Genomic DNA, 14,945 nt, shown 5'->3' on the forward strand with positions numbered 1-14,945 from the left:
GGCCTGTTGTCACTTGAGCCAATCGAGCGTTGCGGCGAGGCAGAGGACACCGGCGAAGCTGACGGCGGTCTTCTCGTAGCGGGTGGCGACGGCGCGCCACTCCTTGAGGCGCGCCCATGACCGCTCGACGATGTTGCGGTTGTTGTAGGCCCAGTCCGGGCAGGCGAGTTGCTCTTCGTTGCGTTTGGTCGGGATCGCGGGACGCGCACCGGTGGTCCAGATGTGCTCGCGGAAGCCGTGGCTGGAATAGCCACGGTCGCCCACGACCCACTTGGGCACGCCGGGCAGTTGGTCGAGGAGCGGAATGGCGTGAGGCAGTTCGTGGGCCTGCCCCGGAGCGATGCGGAAGGCGACGGCGCGGCCTCTCCCGTCGGCGATCACGCAGGCCTTGGTGCCATAGCCGCCACGAGAGCGGGCAAGTGCTTCACGAGCGTCTCGCTCGGCCGCAGATCCCCCCTTTTTGCCGCGCCCGCTGCCTTCTGGTGAGCCCGAACGTTGCTGCCATCGAGGAAGACCATGCCCAGCGCGACGCCGCGCTCCTGCACGCGATCGAGCAGCCGCTCCCACACCCCGGCGCGTGCCCAGCGGATGAAGATCTGTGCCGCCTGCCACCAAGGACCCAACTCCTCGGGGATGGCGCGCCACTTCGCCCCGTTCAGATGTCGCTAGAGGATCGCAGAGATCGTGCGCCGAAGCTCCTTGGGCGGTGTCTTGGCCTTCGGGCGACAGCCCTCGATCAGCGGCTCTAACTCACCCCACTGCGCGTCTGACAGCATCGCGTCTCCTCACTTGAAAACGAGAAAACGCCAAAATTCGCAACTCGTTCAGGCGACGACAAGCCCTAATGCGCACGAACGTGACGAGTGGCGAAGTCCCGTTCCGAAAGGCGTGGCTGCAGGCGATCGTCGATAGAGTTGAGGTGGATGCCGACGTTATCCGCATTGTCGGCGACAAAGCTCGCCTGGAAGCCGCCGTCGTTGGTGCGGCCACATCTGCCACGCTTACGTTCGCAGTTCTGTACGGAAGTGGCGCGCCCTGCGGGAATCGAACCCGCCTTTTCAGCGTGAAAGGCTGACGTCCTAACCGATAGACGAAGGGCGCTGTCCGACGGCGACCGGTCTATAGTCGGGTTCGCCGCCGACGGCAACGGCTTTGCCGCATGATTCCGCGACTTGACGCGGAGCGGTCCCATCGGCTTCTCGGACATCCGATACGCCGCATTCATTTCATGCCCAGAAAGACCCGCCCATGACCCCGCCGCGCGACCGCCCGGCCAAGCCGTACGGCTTCCGGCCCCGCCCGCGAACCCAGCCTCCGGGACCGGCTGCGCGTGAGGGGAGGGACCATGTCGTGCTCTATGGCTGGCACCCCGTCTCGGAGGCTCTGGCCAATGCGGGCCGCCACTTCCATCGGCTGCTCGCCACCGAGAACGCGCTGGCGCGCCTGAAAGAGGCCGGTATCGAACTGCCGATCGAGCCGGAGATGGTTCGCCCGAGCGCGATTGACCGACTGCTCGGTCCGGACGCGGTGCATCAGGGCCTCTACGCGGAGGCCGAGCCGCTGGCCGCACCCGCGCTCGACGCGATGCCGGACGACGCGCTGCTGCTCGCGCTCGATCAGATCACCGATCCGCACAATGTCGGCGCTATCGTTCGAACGGCGGCCGCGTTCGGCGTCACCGCCATCGTCACCACCGCGCGCCACTCGCCGAATGCCACGGGCGTGCTGGCAAAATCGGCGTCCGGCGGACTGGAGCACGTCCCGCTGGTGATCGTACGCAATCTGGCCGAGGCGCTGATCACGCTCGGCGAGCGCGGGTTCACCCGGATCGGCCTCGATTCCGACGCCGGCACGACGCTCGAAGCGGTCGGCCCGCGCCGACCGGCGGTGCTCGTGCTGGGGGCCGAGGGCAAGGGCTTGCGTCAGCGCACCACCGAATGCTGCGACCTGCTGGTGCGCATCGACGCGACCGGCGCCATCCGCAGCCTCAATGTCTCGAACGCCGCGGCGATCACCCTCTACGCACTGACGCGTTCGGCCGGGACGGCCGCCTGAAACCTGATCCCGGCGCCGGATGGCGCCGGGCATGGTCCAGAGACCGTTACGCTCCGGTCTCATCGCGACAAGATCCCGGACGAATCGTATCCGCTCGAACTCAGCTCTCGCGGCGACGTTCGCGTCCGGGAGTCCGGCATTCCAAGTCGTTGCAAGACGTTGCGTCGCGCACGCGGATCCGGTATCGCTCGCCCCGATTTCCTCATCGATACCGTCAGGATCCGGGCTTTCTCGCCCGGCGGACGCATCGCCGGGGGGATCGAGCCCTCGACCATCGCTTTCAGCATGCGTCGGCCCTCCGAGAGGAGGCGAGCCCGGCCGGATCGTCCATCCGGCGGGCGGCGGTGACGGGGGTCCTTTGCAACACGAGCCGCCGACGCAGGCCTCCCGAAATGGGGCCATTCAGGAGAAAGAATGTCAGCTGGTCTGAACGCAAGCTCTTCGGCCCGCGAGGATTTCGCGGCCCTGCTCGAGGAATCCTTCCTCCAGCATGAGATCACCGAGGGTTCGGTCGTCAAGGGCACCGTCGTCGGCATCGAGAAAGATGTCGCCGTCATCGATATCGGTGCCAAGACCGAGGGGCGCGTCCCCCTCAAGGAATTCACCGGCCCGGGCCGCGAGGGCGAGCTCAAGGTTGGCGACGAGGTCGAGGTTTACGTCGACCGCATCGAGAACGCGCTGGGCGAGGCCGTCATCTCGCGCGACAAGGCGCGCCGCGAGGAGTCGTGGGTCAAGCTCGAGAAGGCTTTTGAAGCCAACGAGCGCGTCACCGGCACGATCTTCAACCAGGTCAAGGGCGGCTACACCGTCGATCTCGACGGCGCCGTGGCGTTCCTGCCGCGCTCCCAGGTCGATATCCGACCGGTCCGCGACGTGACCCCGCTGCTCGGCACGCCGCAGCCGTTCCAGATCCTCAAGATGGATCGCCGCCGCGGCAACATCGTCGTGTCGCGCCGCACCGTGCTCGAAGAGAGCCGCGCCGAGCAGCGCTCGGAGCTGGTGGCCAACCTTGAGGAAGGTCAGGTCATCGACGGCGTCGTCAAGAACATCACCGAGTACGGCGCCTTCGTCGATCTCGGCGGGATCGACGGCCTGCTGCACGTCACCGACATGGCGTGGCGCCGCGTGAACCACCCGTCCGAGGTCGTGACCATCGGCCAGACGGTCAAGGTCAAGATCATCAAGATCAACCACGAGACGCACCGCATCTCGCTCGGCATCAAGCAGCTCCTGGCCGATCCGTGGGAGGGCATCGCCGCCCGTTACCCCGAGGAAGCCAAGCTCAAGGGCCGCGTGACCAACATCACCGACTACGGCGCCTTCGTGGAGCTGGAGCCGGGGATCGAGGGCCTGATCCACGTCTCCGAGATGAGCTGGACCAAGAAGAACGTCCATCCGGGCAAGATCGTCTCCACCTCTCAGGAGGTCGAGGTGCAGATCCTGGAAGTCGATTCGGTCAAGCGTCGTATCTCGCTCGGCCTCAAGCAGACCCTGCAGAACCCGTGGGATGCCTTCGCTGAGAAGCACCCGGTCGGTTCCGAGGTCGAGGGCGAGGTCAAGAACAAGACCGAGTTCGGCCTGTTCATCGGCCTCGAAGGCGATGTCGACGGCATGGTCCACCTGTCGGATCTCGACTGGAACCGTCCCGGCGAGCAGGTCATCGAGGAGTTCAAGAAGGGCGACATGGTGCGTGCCCAGGTTCTCGACGTCGATGTCGAGAAGGAGCGCATCTCGCTCGGCGTGAAGCAGCTCGGCGGCGATCCCTTCGCCGAAGCCGGCGAGGTCAAGAAGGGCCAGATCGTCACCTGCGAGGTCGTCGAGGTGAAGGATTCCGGCCTGGAGGTGAAGCTCGTCGACACCGACATGCAGACCTTCATTCGCCGCGCCGAACTCGCCCGTGACCGTGGCGACCAGCGTCCCGAGCGTTTCGCCGCCGGCGAGAAGTTCGACGCCCGCGTCATCCAGTTCGATCGCAAGGCCCGCCGCGTGCAGGTCTCGATCAAGGCTCTGGAGGTCGCCGAGGAGAAGGAGGCGATGGCCCAGTTCGGCTCGGCCGATTCGGGCGCTTCGCTCGGCGACATCCTCGGTGCCGCCTTCAACAAGAAGAAGGGTGGCGACGAGGAGTAAGCCTCGCCGCCTTCCGATGATGCCTCGGGGCCGGCTCTGCCGGCCCCGAACTTTTTTCAGTCCCGTTTTCGAAACGTCCCGAAGCGAGCGCGATGGCAAACCGCCTCTCGAGCTTAGGCGCCAGCCTGAGATGGTTGAGGGGCAGGCGCCCCGGACGCCGTTCCGACCCGCTCCCGTCCCGTTTCGATTCCGAGCGTTATCTCGACCTCAACGCCGATGTGGCGATGGCGATTGAGGCCGGTCTCGTCGCCTCGGCGGAAGTGCATTACCGCGTCTTCGGTCGCCGCGAGGGGCGTCCGTTCCAAGTCCCGTCCGCGACGGCCGAACTCGGCGGCGGAATCGCCGGACCGTGGACCTACCGATATCCCTACCGCGCCTGGCCCGAGCTGCCGGCCATCGCCTTCGCCAAGCCCCGACCCGGCCCTGAGGATGAAGCCATCGCGCGACGTCTCATCGCGGCCTGGCAATCCGGTGCCGGACGCGCGCCGGTCCAGGCCGACAGCGAGGGCATGTGGGCGGCCAGGAGCCAAGGCTTTCCCGATTTCCATCGTGCCCTGCAGCACGGCGATGCCGGCACGCTCGCCGGACTGCTGAACAACCTGTTCCAGTCGCATCTCGCGCACGGCATCGCCATGGGGCGCACGATGGCGACGCTGGCGCGCCATGCGCCGACACCGTTCGCCGCAAGCTGGTGCGACCGGCTGCTGCGGCTCTCGGAGGCGGTCGGCCTCGCCCCGATCCGCTCACCCGAACAGGGCGATTACGCGGCCGCGCTCGTCGGCCCCCTTGCCCACCATGTCGAGCCGGCGCGTCTCGAGGCCGAACTCGGCTTCCCCCTGGCTTTTCCAGAGGTCGGCGCTCCGTTCGGCGTGCGTTACGGCGCCGGCATCCTGCCCGAGCACGCCTTGACTCACGCCTATGCCGCTTGGCGGATCGGACAACTCGGCCGCTTCGACCGGGTGGTCGAGATCGGCGGTGGTTTCGGCGGTCTGGCTTGGTTCCTGCGCCACCCCGACCGGCACTACACGATCCTTGATCTGCCCTTCACCAACGTGCTCCAGGGATGGTTTCTGCTGAAAGCGGGCCTCGACGTGTCCCTGGCCGGCGAGCCGGATGCCGCGATCCGGGTTCTGCCGTGGTGGGAGATCGAGCGGAACGAGCGCTACGATCTGGCGATCAATCAGGACTCGCTGCCGGAAATGCCGCCGGAGACGGCAGCCATGTATATCGCGCGGATCCGAGTCATCGCACCACTGTTCTACTCGATCAATCAGGAGGCGGCGGCCCCGAACACCGACGCTTTCCAGCAGGCCGTCGTCGCCGATCTGGTTGCGCGGGACGGTGGCTACCGGAGGCTGGGCCGGCATCTGTTCTGGATGCGTGACGGCTACGTCGAAGAGATCTACGCTCGACGTTGAACGGGTTGCCTCTCCGGGGGCGTGGCGTCGGACGACGACCGCTGCGGGTTGTGCCGGCCCCGGTCGGAACGGGCTCTTGCCCGCGCGCCTCGGGCGGCGCTAAACACGAGCGCGGACTCGGTCGCAGCAACCGAACCCAAGTCCATCAAGGGTTTGGCCAGAATCCGGATCGGACAGGGCCGTGCTCCGGCAGGGCGCGGTTGAACGGTCCCAACGAAACGACGGCTGCACCGCGCCGCTTGGAGAGGAGTACATCGTCGGATGGCTGCAGACGCCGAGTTTCTCATCGACCGCCGCCGTCTGCGCCGCAAGCTTACGCTGTGGCGGATGCTCGGTATCGGTGCCGCCATCATCGCCGTCGGCGCGTTGGGCTACCGCGCGCGGGTCGGCGAGGGCCGGTTGTTTCCGGCCACCGAGAACCAGATTGCCCGGATCTCGATCGGCGGTTTCATCGCTGGCAGCGACTCGACCCGTAAGCTGATCGAGCGGGTCGGCGAGTCGAACGCGGTCAAGGGTGTGGTGATCTCGATCTCGTCGCCGGGCGGCACGACGACCGGCTCGGAGGAGCTCTATCGCAACCTCCGTGCGCTTGCCGCGAAGAAACCGATGGTCGCCTTCGTCGATGGCACGGCAGCCTCGGGCGCCTACATCACCGCGATCGCCGCCGATCACATCGTCGCCCGTGAGACCGCGCTCGTCGGCTCGATCGGCGTGCTGTTCCAGTATCCGGACGTTTCCGGCCTGCTCGACAAGGTCGGCGTGAAGGTCGAATCCGTCAAATCCTCGCCGCTCAAAGCGGAGCCTTCGGGCTTCAGCCCGACTTCGCCGGAGGCCCGCGCAGCTCTGTCATCGATCGTTCTCGACACCTATGGCTGGTTCAAGGGCCTGGTGGCGGAGCGCCGCGGCATGGACGACAGCCAACTTGCCGCCGTCGCCGACGGCCGCGTGTTCAGCGGTCGCCAGAGCCTGCCCCTCAAGCTCGTCGATGAGCTCGGCGGCGAGCGCCAGGCGGTGGCGTGGCTGGAGAAGGAGAAGAAGGTCCCCGAGAAGCTTCCGGTGAAGGACTGGAAGCCGAAAGCCGACGGCGGGTTCAAGCTGTGGTCGACACTGGGACTCGGCGCCGATCTTCTCGGTCTTGAAGGGCTCGCCAGCCGCCTCCGTGCGGTCGAGGACGAAGCTGCCGGGCTCACCGGCGGCGGGCTCCTGGCCGTCTGGCGGCCGGCCCCCTGAGGTCTCGCGCCGCGCCAGCCCCGCATCCGGAAGAGAGCCGCATGATCAAGTCGGAACTCGTGCTCAAGATTGCTGAGCAGAACCCCCATCTCTACCAGCGCGATGTCGAGACCCTGGTGAACGCGATCCTCGACACGATCGCCGACGCCCTGGCTCAGGGCGACCGCGTGGAGTTGCGCGGCTTCGGCGCCTTCTCGGTCAAGCGCCGCGAGGCCCGCCGCGGGCGCAATCCGCGCACGGGCGAATCCGTGGCGGTGTCGGAGAAGGCGATTCCCGTCTTCAAGACCGGCAAGGAGATGCGCCTGCGCCTCAACCGCGCCGGCATCGGCGACGAGCAACCGGGCGCTTGATCGCATCCGCTCTAAGACGCCGTCACGGGCGTGACGCGAGGCGCGGTCGCGACATCTCGCTTCGCCGCTCCCCTTTCGACGCGCCCATTTCGACGCGCCTTGCGCCGAACCGGCATCCCCTTGGGCGTGAAACGCTCTAGTTCTGCGGTCTGAGCCTCGAAGAGCCCTCGCTCGAAAGCCCTTAGCGGCACCGGTGAGCCCCTCGAAGGCTTAACGCCGCCCGTCGGAGACCTCTTGCATGATTCGATTTCTGAAGGCGCTGATTCTGCTGCCGATCGCGGTGGTGGTGGTCCTGCTGGCCGTCGCCAATCGCGACGCCGTGACCCTTTCCTTCGATCCGTTCTCGCCTGAGCCCGTGTTCAGCCTCGTCCTGCCGCTCTACGCCGTGGTGTTCGGCTCGGTGGCACTCGGCATTCTCGTCGGCGGTATCGGAAGCTGGCTCGGGCAGAGCCGGACACGCCAGCGGGCGCGCTATCACCGCCGTGAGGCCGACCGTCTTGCCAAGGAGGCGGCCGAGTTGAAGACCTTCGGCACGCCGGGTGTCGAGCCGGGCTACGCCGGCGCCGGCACCTACACCGCCCTGCCTGCCCCGGCAGCGGCGCGCTGAGGGCTGAGGGCTGAGAGCGTCGTTCCGCCCATGGCAGACATCTGCGTCAAGATCTGTGGCCTCAGTACCGAGACGACGCTCGACGCGGCCCTCGACGCGGGTGCCGACCTCGTCGGCTTCGTCCATTTCCCCAAGAGCCCGCGCCACGTCACCCTGGAACAGGGCCGCGGCCTCGCACAGCGGGCGCGGGGGAGGGCGCAGCGCGTGGTGCTGCTGGTCGATCCGGACGAGGCGACCCTCGCTGCCGCCATCGAGGCGCTCGACCCCGACCTGATCCAGCTTCACGGCCATGAGACGCCGCAGCGCGTCGCCGCCATCCGTGCCCGGACCGGCCGATCGGTCATGAAAGCCGTCGGGATTGCCACGATCGCCGATCTTCGGGCGCTCCCGGCCTATGCCGCCGTCGCCGACCGGCTTCTGCTCGACGCCAAGCCTCCTCCCGGCGCCGATCTGCCGGGCGGCAACGGACGCCGCTTCGACTGGGATATCCTGAACGGGGCGGCCTTGCCGGCCGGCACGATGCTGTCGGGCGGCCTGGATGCCGGGAACGTCGTCACGGCGCTCGCGCATACGGGGCTGGCCGCCGTCGATGTCTCGTCGGGCGTCGAGATCCGGCCGGGCGAGAAAGATCCGGACAGGATCGCGGCCTTCGTCGCCGCCGCCCGTCGCGGAAGCTGACCGCTCCACTCCCACCGAAGACGGCGTCCGGCGCGTTTGTCCGGCTGTGCCGCATTGCGGCGGCCCGCGCATGGGTCTAGCACGCGAGGCAACGATCAGATTTTCGCGAAGGACCGTCCCCGTGACGCTGAACCCCGCTCCCAATTCCTTCCGCACCGGGCCGGATGAGCGCGGTCGCTTCGGCATCTTCGGCGGTCGCTTCGTGGCCGAGACGCTGATGCCGCTGATTCTCGATCTCGAGAAGGCCTATGCCGACGCCAAGGCCGATCCGTCGTTCAAGGCGGATATGGAATCCTACGGCACCCACTACATCGGCCGCCCGAGCCCGCTCTACTACGCCGAGCGCCTGACCGAGCACCTGCGTGCTGAGGCGCCGGCGGGGCAGGGGGCGAAGATCTTCTTCAAGCGCGAGGAGCTGAATCACACCGGCTCCCACAAGGTGAACAACGTCCTCGGACAGATCCTGCTCGCCCGCCGCATGGGCAAGCCGCGGATCATCGCCGAGACCGGCGCGGGCCAGCACGGCGTCGCGACGGCGACGCTCTGTGCCCGCTTCGGCCTGAAATGCGTGGTCTATATGGGCGCCGTCGATGTCGAGCGGCAGGCCCCGAACGTGTTCCGCATGAAGATGCTCGGTGCCGAGGTGATCCCGGTGCAATCCGGCACGCGCACGCTCAAGGACGCGATGAACGAGGCCCTACGCGACTGGGTCACCAACGTCTCCGACACCTTCTACTGCATCGGCACCGTGGCCGGCCCCCATCCTTACCCCGCGATGGTGCGCGATTTCCAATCGGTGATCGGCATCGAGACGAAGCAGCAGATGTTGGAGATGGAGGGCCGCCTGCCGGACTCGCTCATCGCCTGCATCGGCGGCGGCTCGAATGCCATGGGCCTGTTCCACCCCTTCCTCGATGACCGCGAAGTCGAAATCTACGGCGTCGAGGCGGCCGGGCACGGCGTGCAGAGCGGCCTCCATGCTGCCTCGCTCACGGGCGGTCGCCCGGGCGTGCTGCACGGCAACCGGACCTACCTGCTGATGAACGAGGACGGCCAGATCGCCGATGCCCACTCGATCTCGGCGGGTCTCGATTATCCCGGTATCGGCCCCGAGCACGCATGGCTGCACGAGATGGGCCGGGTCACCTACCTGTCGGCGACCGACGCGGAGACGCTGGAGGCGTTCAAGCTCTGCTCGATGCTGGAAGGCATCATCCCGGCTCTGGAGCCCGCGCACGCCCTGTCGAAGGTGATGGAGCTGGCGCCGACCAAGCCGGCCGAGCACCTGATGGTGCTGAACCTCTCCGGCCGCGGCGACAAGGATATCCCGCAGGTGGCGCAGATCTTCGGGCAGACGCTCTGAAGGGGGAGAACCTGCGCGGGGGCCGCAACAGACCGTTGACACCCTCGCGCCCTTCTCCCTATATCCCGCGCATCGGACGACGCGTCAGCGCCGGACGTGACAGTGGCGGGGTAGCTCAGCTGGTTAGAGCAGAGGAATCATAATCCTTGTGTCGGGGGTTCAAATCCCTCCCTCGCTACCAAATCATCTTTGCATAGAACACCAAGACGCCGAGCCCTGGACACCCGTCCGGGGCTTTTTGTTTCTTCGGGCTACCCTCCGGAACTCAGGGGCTTGAGCGGGGCGAGGATAGCGCAGTCACCCGCGCTCCGTAACATCGCCTCAGTTCCGAAGCGCCGGCTCCAGCGGAAGCAGTCGTAGCGTGACCGGCTGTCCCATGACCATGGCAGTGAACGGGCGGCCGTTCTGATCGAGGGTGACGCTGTCCGGCGCCATGGCGGTGATGCGCCCGTTGTCCCGTCCCTCGCCGAGGCCGGGACAGATCTCGTCGCCGCTCCCGTCGTCGATCAGCACACGGGAAGGCACCGAAGAGGAGCGAGAGAGCGGTGGCGATCAACGCGATGTCGCCGCCGCGGCCACCGCCCGTGAAACCCTGGAGCGCCCAGTGTCCCCCGGTGAGGAGATCGAGCGGCAGGCTGCGCGCTTCGTCCCCACTGACCGTCACCGGATCGGCGGCGATGCCGGCCTGCGCCAGCGCAGCGAGGAGCGGATCGAGCCGCGTCCGCGGACCGCATCGCTCTCATCGTCCCCCGATCCATTCGGCGACGCCGGCGGCCGAGCGGAATTCTTCGAGGGCATGGACCCGCGCCTCGGGGATCGCATTGCGCGCCATGGTCGCGAGGGCATGGCCGGGGCCGAGTTCGAGGATGGTGTCGCAGCCATATTCCCGGCAGGCCTCCAGGCAGGCGGCCCAATCGATCGTGTGCGAGATCTGGCGCGCGAGCTTCGACAATCCCGCTTGAACGTCGAAGACGGGCGCGCCGTCGAGGCCACTGATGAGCCGGGGAGCGCCCGGCGGAGGGCGCCGTGGTTGCATCCCGGCGAGAGCCGCCTCGAAGCACCGGCTGGCCTCGCGCAGCAGCGGCGTATGCGAAGGGGTGCGCACCGGCAGAACCACGGCACGCAGTGCACCGGCCGCCAGCGCCTCGACGCAGAGTGTTTCGAGCGCCGGGCCCGGGCCGCAGACGACGGCGCTGTCGCTGGCGTTGCGGATGGCGAGTTCGCAGCCATGTGCCGCAGCCGCGGTCTCGATTGCCGCGAGGGGCAATCCTCGGATGCCGGCAAGGCCGGCGCCATCACCGGCGGCCGCATCCATCGCCTCGGCGCGCGTCGCGGCAAGGCGCAGGATCGTCTCGGCGTCGAAGCGGCCGGCGCAGCCCCAGGCGGCGAGATCGCCGATGCTGTAGCCGGCGACGATCGTGCGGCTGGGGTGCGACGCCTGCACGAGGGTCCAGCCCGCAAGCGCCGCGACGCAGCAGAGGATCTGCCCGGTGCGGTTGCCGTGCAAGTCCGCCCCCGGCCTGCGGACGAATGCCCGCGGGTCTTGACCGAGGACGCGTTCGGCCGCCGCGAAGACGGGCGCGGCGGGGGGCCAATCCGCGGTGAGATCGAACATCCCCGGATGCTGGCCGCCCTGACCGGAGAGAAGCACCGCGAGCGTCACGCGGACGCCTCGACGCTCTCCACGAACAGCGCCATCGCGAGCAGGTCGGCTGCGCCGCCGGGGCTGAGGTTGCGGGTGACGAAGGCGCGATGCAGCGCCTCGGCGCGCGTGCGCCAGCGGGGTTGCGCCACACCGCCGTCGTCGATGAATCGCGCGGCCTCGCTGCGCGCGAAGGCAAAGCCCTCGGGCCCGCCGCGATGCAGCAGGTTCGTGTCCTCGATATGCGCGATCAGGGCAAGGCAGGCTTCGACCCGCGCGGCCTGCGCATCGCCGGGATGACACTGCCGGCCGCGGCGCAGGGCCGGCAGGGCGACCCGGTAGAGGCTCGGAAAGCCGGCGGCGGCCTCGGCCGGCGCGCCACCGACGCCGTGGCGGCGGCGCGCCCGTGCGCCGGGCGCATGGAGCAGCACCGGCCCGTCGAGGATTCCCGAACCGTAACGTTCGCGGACGAGGGCCCCGAGCGCTCCCGCCCCCGGCCGCTTCAGGGCGCCGGCTGCGGCGCAGAGCAGGCCGAGCCCGAAGATGGCGCCGCGATGCGTGTTCACGCCACCGGTGGCCGCCCGCATCGCCGCCTCGGCATCAAGGCCGATGCTGCGCAGAGCGGGCATCGGCGCGCCCGCCGCACCGGCGATCGCGAGGGTGCGGAAGAAGGGCGTGATCGCCGCCGTACTCGCCCGGAAGGTATCCGCATCCATGTCGGCGTGGCTGCCGCGATCGACGTGGCTGACGAGGCCCGGCTTCGGGTAGGTTTCGAGCTCGAGCCGCAACGCCGTCGCCGCCGACCGCGCGATCGCGTCCGCCTCCAGGCACCGATTATTTTCGGGGATACGCGCTCGCAGCCCGGAGAGCGGGCTCATTCGGGATCTCCCGCGAGAAGGGCGGCGGCCTCGCGGAGGGCGAGGCGGTCATGGTGCTTCACCAGTACCGTTCCGCCGGGGCCGATGCTGTGCAGTTCGCGCCAGTTCACGCCCCCCCCGTCGGACAGCAGGATCTCACCATCGAGGCGCATCGGCGCCCGCACCTCGATCGCCGCAATTTCCGCTATCAGCCGAAGCGGAATCGCGCCGGCAACCGGCCAGAGCAGATCGAGATCCGACCCATCGGACAGGTAGGGGAGGCCGCTCAGGCTCTGCCAGAGCAGGCTTCCGAAGGGACGCGGCGCGAGGCCATGGCGCTCGCCGAGGGCGATCAGCGCTTCGAGCGTCACGCCCCAGGAAAGCGGGCATGCGGCTCGCGCCTCGGACAGGAGAACGGGCGCGCGCGGGCGGACCGCGTCCGGCGGGAGCATCAGGCCGATGCGGCGCTTGCCGTCCCGTGGCGGCAGCGGCAGGCCGACCGGCACGCGGCCCGAATCCTCTCCCGGATACGAGCGGCGCAGGATGACCGGCCGGCCATTGTCCACCCACGCCGCGACGTGCGGCACCCCTGCGAGATCCGCCCGCGCGTTCACGGCATCGGCCCAGGCTCCCGGCTCGACGTCGAGGAGGTCATGGCGCCGGTGCGCCTCAGCCAAAAGCGGCCTCCCGCACCACCTGCGCGGCGATCGCCTCGGCCACCGGTCGTCCGCCGCGCTCGCGCCCGCTCCGGTCGCGGCGATCCTCGGCGGGCAGCGCATCGATCACGGCGGCGATCTGCTCTGCCAGCGGCTGGTCCGGATCGAGCACCGCCTGCACCGCACCCGTGCACACCATGTTGTCGAGGCCCGGCGCGAAGACGGGGGTGTCCTTGGCCATCGCCTCCAGCCGATCGAGGGGCAACTTCGTGACGCGGGCCACGGAGGGCAGATCCATCACGCTCGGGTTCGCCCCCGGCAGGCCGACGAGGACGCGGGTGGCGAGCGCCGTGGCAATGAAGGCGCCCGCCGCCGAATGCCCGTAGATCAGTCCGACGGTCGGGTGGCCGTGCGCGTCGGCGAGCAGCAGCGTCTTGGCGAGGTGGGCGAGGTACTCGTTGAGGCCGAGCAGCTCGTCGCGCCGGCTCATGCGCTGACTGTCGGAATCGATCGCCACGAGGATCGGCGTGGCGCCGCCCCGGCGCACCACGTCGAGGACGTAGCCCGCGAGCCGGCAGGCGCCGTCGACGCCGAGCGCCGTGTCGCCGTCGATGCCGATCACCGCGAGCCGGCCGCCCCGGAACGGACCCTCGCCATTCACGAGCCCGTCCTCCACGGTCACGGAATGACCCTCCGGAAACAGCGAGGCCAGGATCTCAGCGAGCGTCATGGGTCGTCTCTCCCAGGCTGGCGAGCAGGGTGTCGTAGTCGGCCGTGGTCAGGGCCGGGACCGCTTCCGGATCGTTCACCCCGAGCCGTGCCCAGATCTCGGTCGCGTCCCGGCAATCGCCGAAGCGCGTGAGGCGCTGTTCCAACCGCGCCTGCTCCGCCTCCAGCGTGGCGAGGTCGAAGGCCGGGGCCCGCCCGATCAGGTCCAGAGCCGCTTGGCGGAAGGCCGCGACGGTGTCGTCGGCATAGGCGTCGGCGCCGCCGGTAAGGCGGCGGTGCTTGCCGCCCATGGTGCGCCAGACCAGGGCACGGTCGCGGGAATCGAATTCTTCCGCCCCCTTGTTGGTCTCGATGACCTCCGGCCCCGAGACCGAGATGCGTCCGCCCTCGGAGACAACGAGCCGCGAGCAGGTGCCCGCGATCAAGCCGCCGCCGCCATAGGCTCCGGCCCGGCCCCCGATCAGGCCGATCACCGGCACGCCGGCCGCGCGCAGTTGCGCGATCGCGCGCATCACCTCGGCGATCGCGGTCTCGCCGGCATTGGCCTCCTGCAGGCGCACGCCGCCCGTATCGAACAGGATCAGCACGGCGTCCGGCTTCAGCGCCAGGGCAGCGCGCAGCAGGCCGACAAGCTTGGCGCCGTGCACCTCGCCGAAGGCACCCCCCATGAAGCGGCCCTCCTGCGCGGCGACGAGGACGGGTTTGCCGTCGAGGCGGCCCGAACCGACGATCATGCCGTCATCGAAGGCGCGCGGCAGGTCGAACAGCGGCAGGTGCGGGCTCATCCGGCGCTGCTCGGGGCCGATGACCTCACGAAAACTGCCCGCATCCAGAAGGCCGTCGATGCGGGCGCGGGCGCTCGCCTCGTACCAGCTTGTGGCCCAGCCCTTGGCGGCCGGGTCGATGATCCGTTCGCTCATCGTCAGACCTCCATCAGCCGGGCGCCCTGGAGCAGGCGCAGGGACACGGTATCGGGGCGGGCACCGCCATCGTTGATCGTGATGCGCAGGCCGCCGGGCTGAGCGCGGGCGACGAAGTCGGCGACCACCGCCGCCCAGACCTCGCCGTAGCCGCGGATCGGCGTCTCGATCTCGACGGTGCACTCTGTCGCGGGCAGGGCGCGCTCCAGCAGCACTTCGAGATTGCCGGAGGCGACGACGCCGGTAATGGCCTGCGCCTTCGCGCCGGCCAGGGGCCTCTGCGTCGTGTGTCGGAAGCTCAGCTTTTCCATCG

General features: G+C 68.8%; 15 protein-coding genes, 2 tRNA genes and 1 pseudogene. 9 read left to right on the plus strand and 9 right to left on the minus strand.

Translation table 11 applies throughout. From position 1 onward, the window contains the following. Positions 1-9: 9 nt before the first annotated feature. Together E4V01_RS20895 and E4V01_RS20900 are read right to left on the minus strand one after the other, a co-directional pair. Positions 10-776 (minus strand): annotated as a pseudogene (locus tag E4V01_RS20895) (IS5 family transposase). Positions 777-1,026: 250 nt separating this feature from the next. After that, positions 1,027-1,101: transfer RNA gene (locus E4V01_RS20900), tRNA-Glu, on the minus strand. 147 nt (positions 1,102-1,248) lie between these two features. Between E4V01_RS20900 and rlmB the strand changes: the two genes are divergently transcribed. From rlmB to E4V01_RS20945, 9 genes are all read left to right on the plus strand, one after another. Then, positions 1,249-2,055, plus strand: a complete 807-nt coding sequence (gene rlmB / locus E4V01_RS20905) for a 23S rRNA (guanosine(2251)-2'-O)-methyltransferase RlmB (RefSeq protein WP_135299676.1) — start codon at positions 1,249-1,251, stop codon at positions 2,053-2,055. Positions 2,056-2,469: 414 nt separating this feature from the next. Next, on the plus strand, positions 2,470-4,182 hold the full coding sequence (gene rpsA, locus E4V01_RS20910) for a 30S ribosomal protein S1 (RefSeq protein WP_135299677.1): 1,713 nt from the start codon (positions 2,470-2,472) through the stop codon (positions 4,180-4,182). Between the two features lie 224 nt (positions 4,183-4,406). Next, positions 4,407-5,600: a putative sugar O-methyltransferase gene (locus tag E4V01_RS20915; RefSeq protein ID WP_245517630.1), complete on the plus strand. Its 1,194-nt coding sequence runs from the start codon at positions 4,407-4,409 to the stop codon at positions 5,598-5,600. A gap of 261 nt (positions 5,601-5,861) precedes the next feature. Beyond that, entirely contained in the window at positions 5,862-6,830 is a 969-nt protein-coding gene (gene sppA / locus E4V01_RS20920; protein ID WP_060768132.1) for a signal peptide peptidase SppA, read from the plus strand. A gap of 41 nt (positions 6,831-6,871) precedes the next feature. After that, positions 6,872-7,180, plus strand: a complete 309-nt coding sequence (ihfB, locus tag E4V01_RS20925) for an integration host factor subunit beta (RefSeq protein WP_012251998.1) — start codon at positions 6,872-6,874, stop codon at positions 7,178-7,180. A 238-nt stretch (positions 7,181-7,418) separates the two neighbouring features. Beyond that, the gene (locus E4V01_RS20930) at positions 7,419-7,787 is read left to right on the plus strand and encodes a LapA family protein (protein WP_135299679.1); all 369 of its coding nucleotides are present in this window, start codon (positions 7,419-7,421) and stop codon (positions 7,785-7,787) included. Positions 7,788-7,817: 30 nt separating this feature from the next. Then, positions 7,818-8,465, plus strand: coding sequence for a phosphoribosylanthranilate isomerase (locus E4V01_RS20935; RefSeq protein ID WP_135299680.1), 648 nt, complete (start codon positions 7,818-7,820; stop codon positions 8,463-8,465). Between the two features lie 121 nt (positions 8,466-8,586). Continuing rightward, positions 8,587-9,828 carry a tryptophan synthase subunit beta gene (trpB, locus tag E4V01_RS20940; protein WP_060768129.1) on the plus strand — a complete coding sequence of 414 codons (1,242 nt, stop codon included), beginning with the start codon at positions 8,587-8,589 and terminating at the stop codon, positions 9,826-9,828. A 104-nt stretch (positions 9,829-9,932) separates the two neighbouring features. Continuing rightward, positions 9,933-10,009: transfer RNA gene (locus tag E4V01_RS20945), tRNA-Met, on the plus strand. Between the two features lie 140 nt (positions 10,010-10,149). Here the strand turns inward: E4V01_RS20945 and E4V01_RS20950 are convergent. From E4V01_RS20950 to mdcC, 7 genes are all read right to left on the minus strand, one after another. Next, entirely contained in the window at positions 10,150-10,341 is a 192-nt protein-coding gene (locus tag E4V01_RS20950) for a hypothetical protein (protein ID WP_153227057.1), read from the minus strand. 226 nt (positions 10,342-10,567) lie between these two features. Further along, a complete protein-coding gene (locus tag E4V01_RS20955) occupies positions 10,568-11,491 on the minus strand; it encodes an acyl transferase (RefSeq protein WP_135299682.1) in 924 nt (307 codons plus the stop codon). Beyond that, positions 11,488-12,348, minus strand: coding sequence for a triphosphoribosyl-dephospho-CoA synthase MdcB (gene mdcB, locus E4V01_RS20960; RefSeq protein ID WP_135299683.1), 861 nt, complete (start codon positions 12,346-12,348; stop codon positions 11,488-11,490). The genes E4V01_RS20955 and mdcB overlap by 4 nt, the downstream gene beginning before the upstream one ends. Beyond that, entirely contained in the window at positions 12,345-13,004 is a 660-nt protein-coding gene (gene mdcG / locus E4V01_RS20965; protein WP_135299684.1) for a malonate decarboxylase holo-[acyl-carrier-protein] synthase, read from the minus strand. Before mdcG ends, mdcB begins: the two co-directional genes overlap by 4 nt. Further along, positions 12,997-13,713, minus strand: a complete 717-nt coding sequence (gene mdcE, locus E4V01_RS20970; protein WP_135299685.1) for a biotin-independent malonate decarboxylase subunit gamma — start codon at positions 13,711-13,713, stop codon at positions 12,997-12,999. Before mdcE ends, mdcG begins: the two co-directional genes overlap by 8 nt. Then, positions 13,700-14,632 (minus strand): biotin-independent malonate decarboxylase subunit beta, encoded by a 933-nt coding sequence (locus E4V01_RS20975; protein WP_135299686.1) that lies wholly within the window; start codon positions 14,630-14,632, stop codon positions 13,700-13,702. The genes mdcE and E4V01_RS20975 overlap by 14 nt, the downstream gene beginning before the upstream one ends. Positions 14,633-14,634: 2 nt before the next feature. Continuing rightward, the gene (mdcC, locus tag E4V01_RS20980; RefSeq protein WP_135299687.1) at positions 14,635-14,943 is read right to left on the minus strand and encodes a malonate decarboxylase acyl carrier protein; all 309 of its coding nucleotides are present in this window, start codon (positions 14,941-14,943) and stop codon (positions 14,635-14,637) included. Positions 14,944-14,945 lie beyond the last annotated feature (2 nt).

It is taken from the genome of Methylorubrum sp. Q1, assembly GCF_004683995.1.
Lineage (GTDB): Bacteria > Pseudomonadota > Alphaproteobacteria > Rhizobiales > Beijerinckiaceae > Methylobacterium.

What these genes read in the sequence shown, in the direction of transcription:
- rlmB (WP_135299676.1), top strand. Translation starts at nt 1,249, where the DNA reads ATGACCCCGCCGCGCGACCGCCCGGCCAAGCCGTACGGCTTCCGGCCC.
- rpsA (WP_135299677.1), top strand. Translation starts at nt 2,470, where the DNA reads ATGTCAGCTGGTCTGAACGCAAGCTCTTCGGCCCGCGAGGATTTCGCG.
- E4V01_RS20915 (WP_245517630.1), top strand. Translation starts at nt 4,407, where the DNA reads ATGGCGATTGAGGCCGGTCTCGTCGCCTCGGCGGAAGTGCATTACCGC.
- sppA (WP_060768132.1), top strand. Translation starts at nt 5,862, where the DNA reads ATGGCTGCAGACGCCGAGTTTCTCATCGACCGCCGCCGTCTGCGCCGC.
- ihfB (WP_012251998.1), top strand. Translation starts at nt 6,872, where the DNA reads ATGATCAAGTCGGAACTCGTGCTCAAGATTGCTGAGCAGAACCCCCAT.
- E4V01_RS20930 (WP_135299679.1), top strand. Translation starts at nt 7,419, where the DNA reads ATGATTCGATTTCTGAAGGCGCTGATTCTGCTGCCGATCGCGGTGGTG.
- E4V01_RS20935 (WP_135299680.1), top strand. Translation starts at nt 7,818, where the DNA reads ATGGCAGACATCTGCGTCAAGATCTGTGGCCTCAGTACCGAGACGACG.
- mdcB (WP_135299683.1), bottom strand. Translation starts at nt 12,348, where the DNA reads ATGAGCCCGCTCTCCGGGCTGCGAGCGCGTATCCCCGAAAATAATCGG.
- mdcE (WP_135299685.1), bottom strand. Translation starts at nt 13,713, where the DNA reads ATGACGCTCGCTGAGATCCTGGCCTCGCTGTTTCCGGAGGGTCATTCC.
- E4V01_RS20975 (WP_135299686.1), bottom strand. Translation starts at nt 14,632, where the DNA reads ATGAGCGAACGGATCATCGACCCGGCCGCCAAGGGCTGGGCCACAAGC.
- mdcC (WP_135299687.1), bottom strand. Translation starts at nt 14,943, where the DNA reads ATGGAAAAGCTGAGCTTCCGACACACGACGCAGAGGCCCCTGGCCGGC.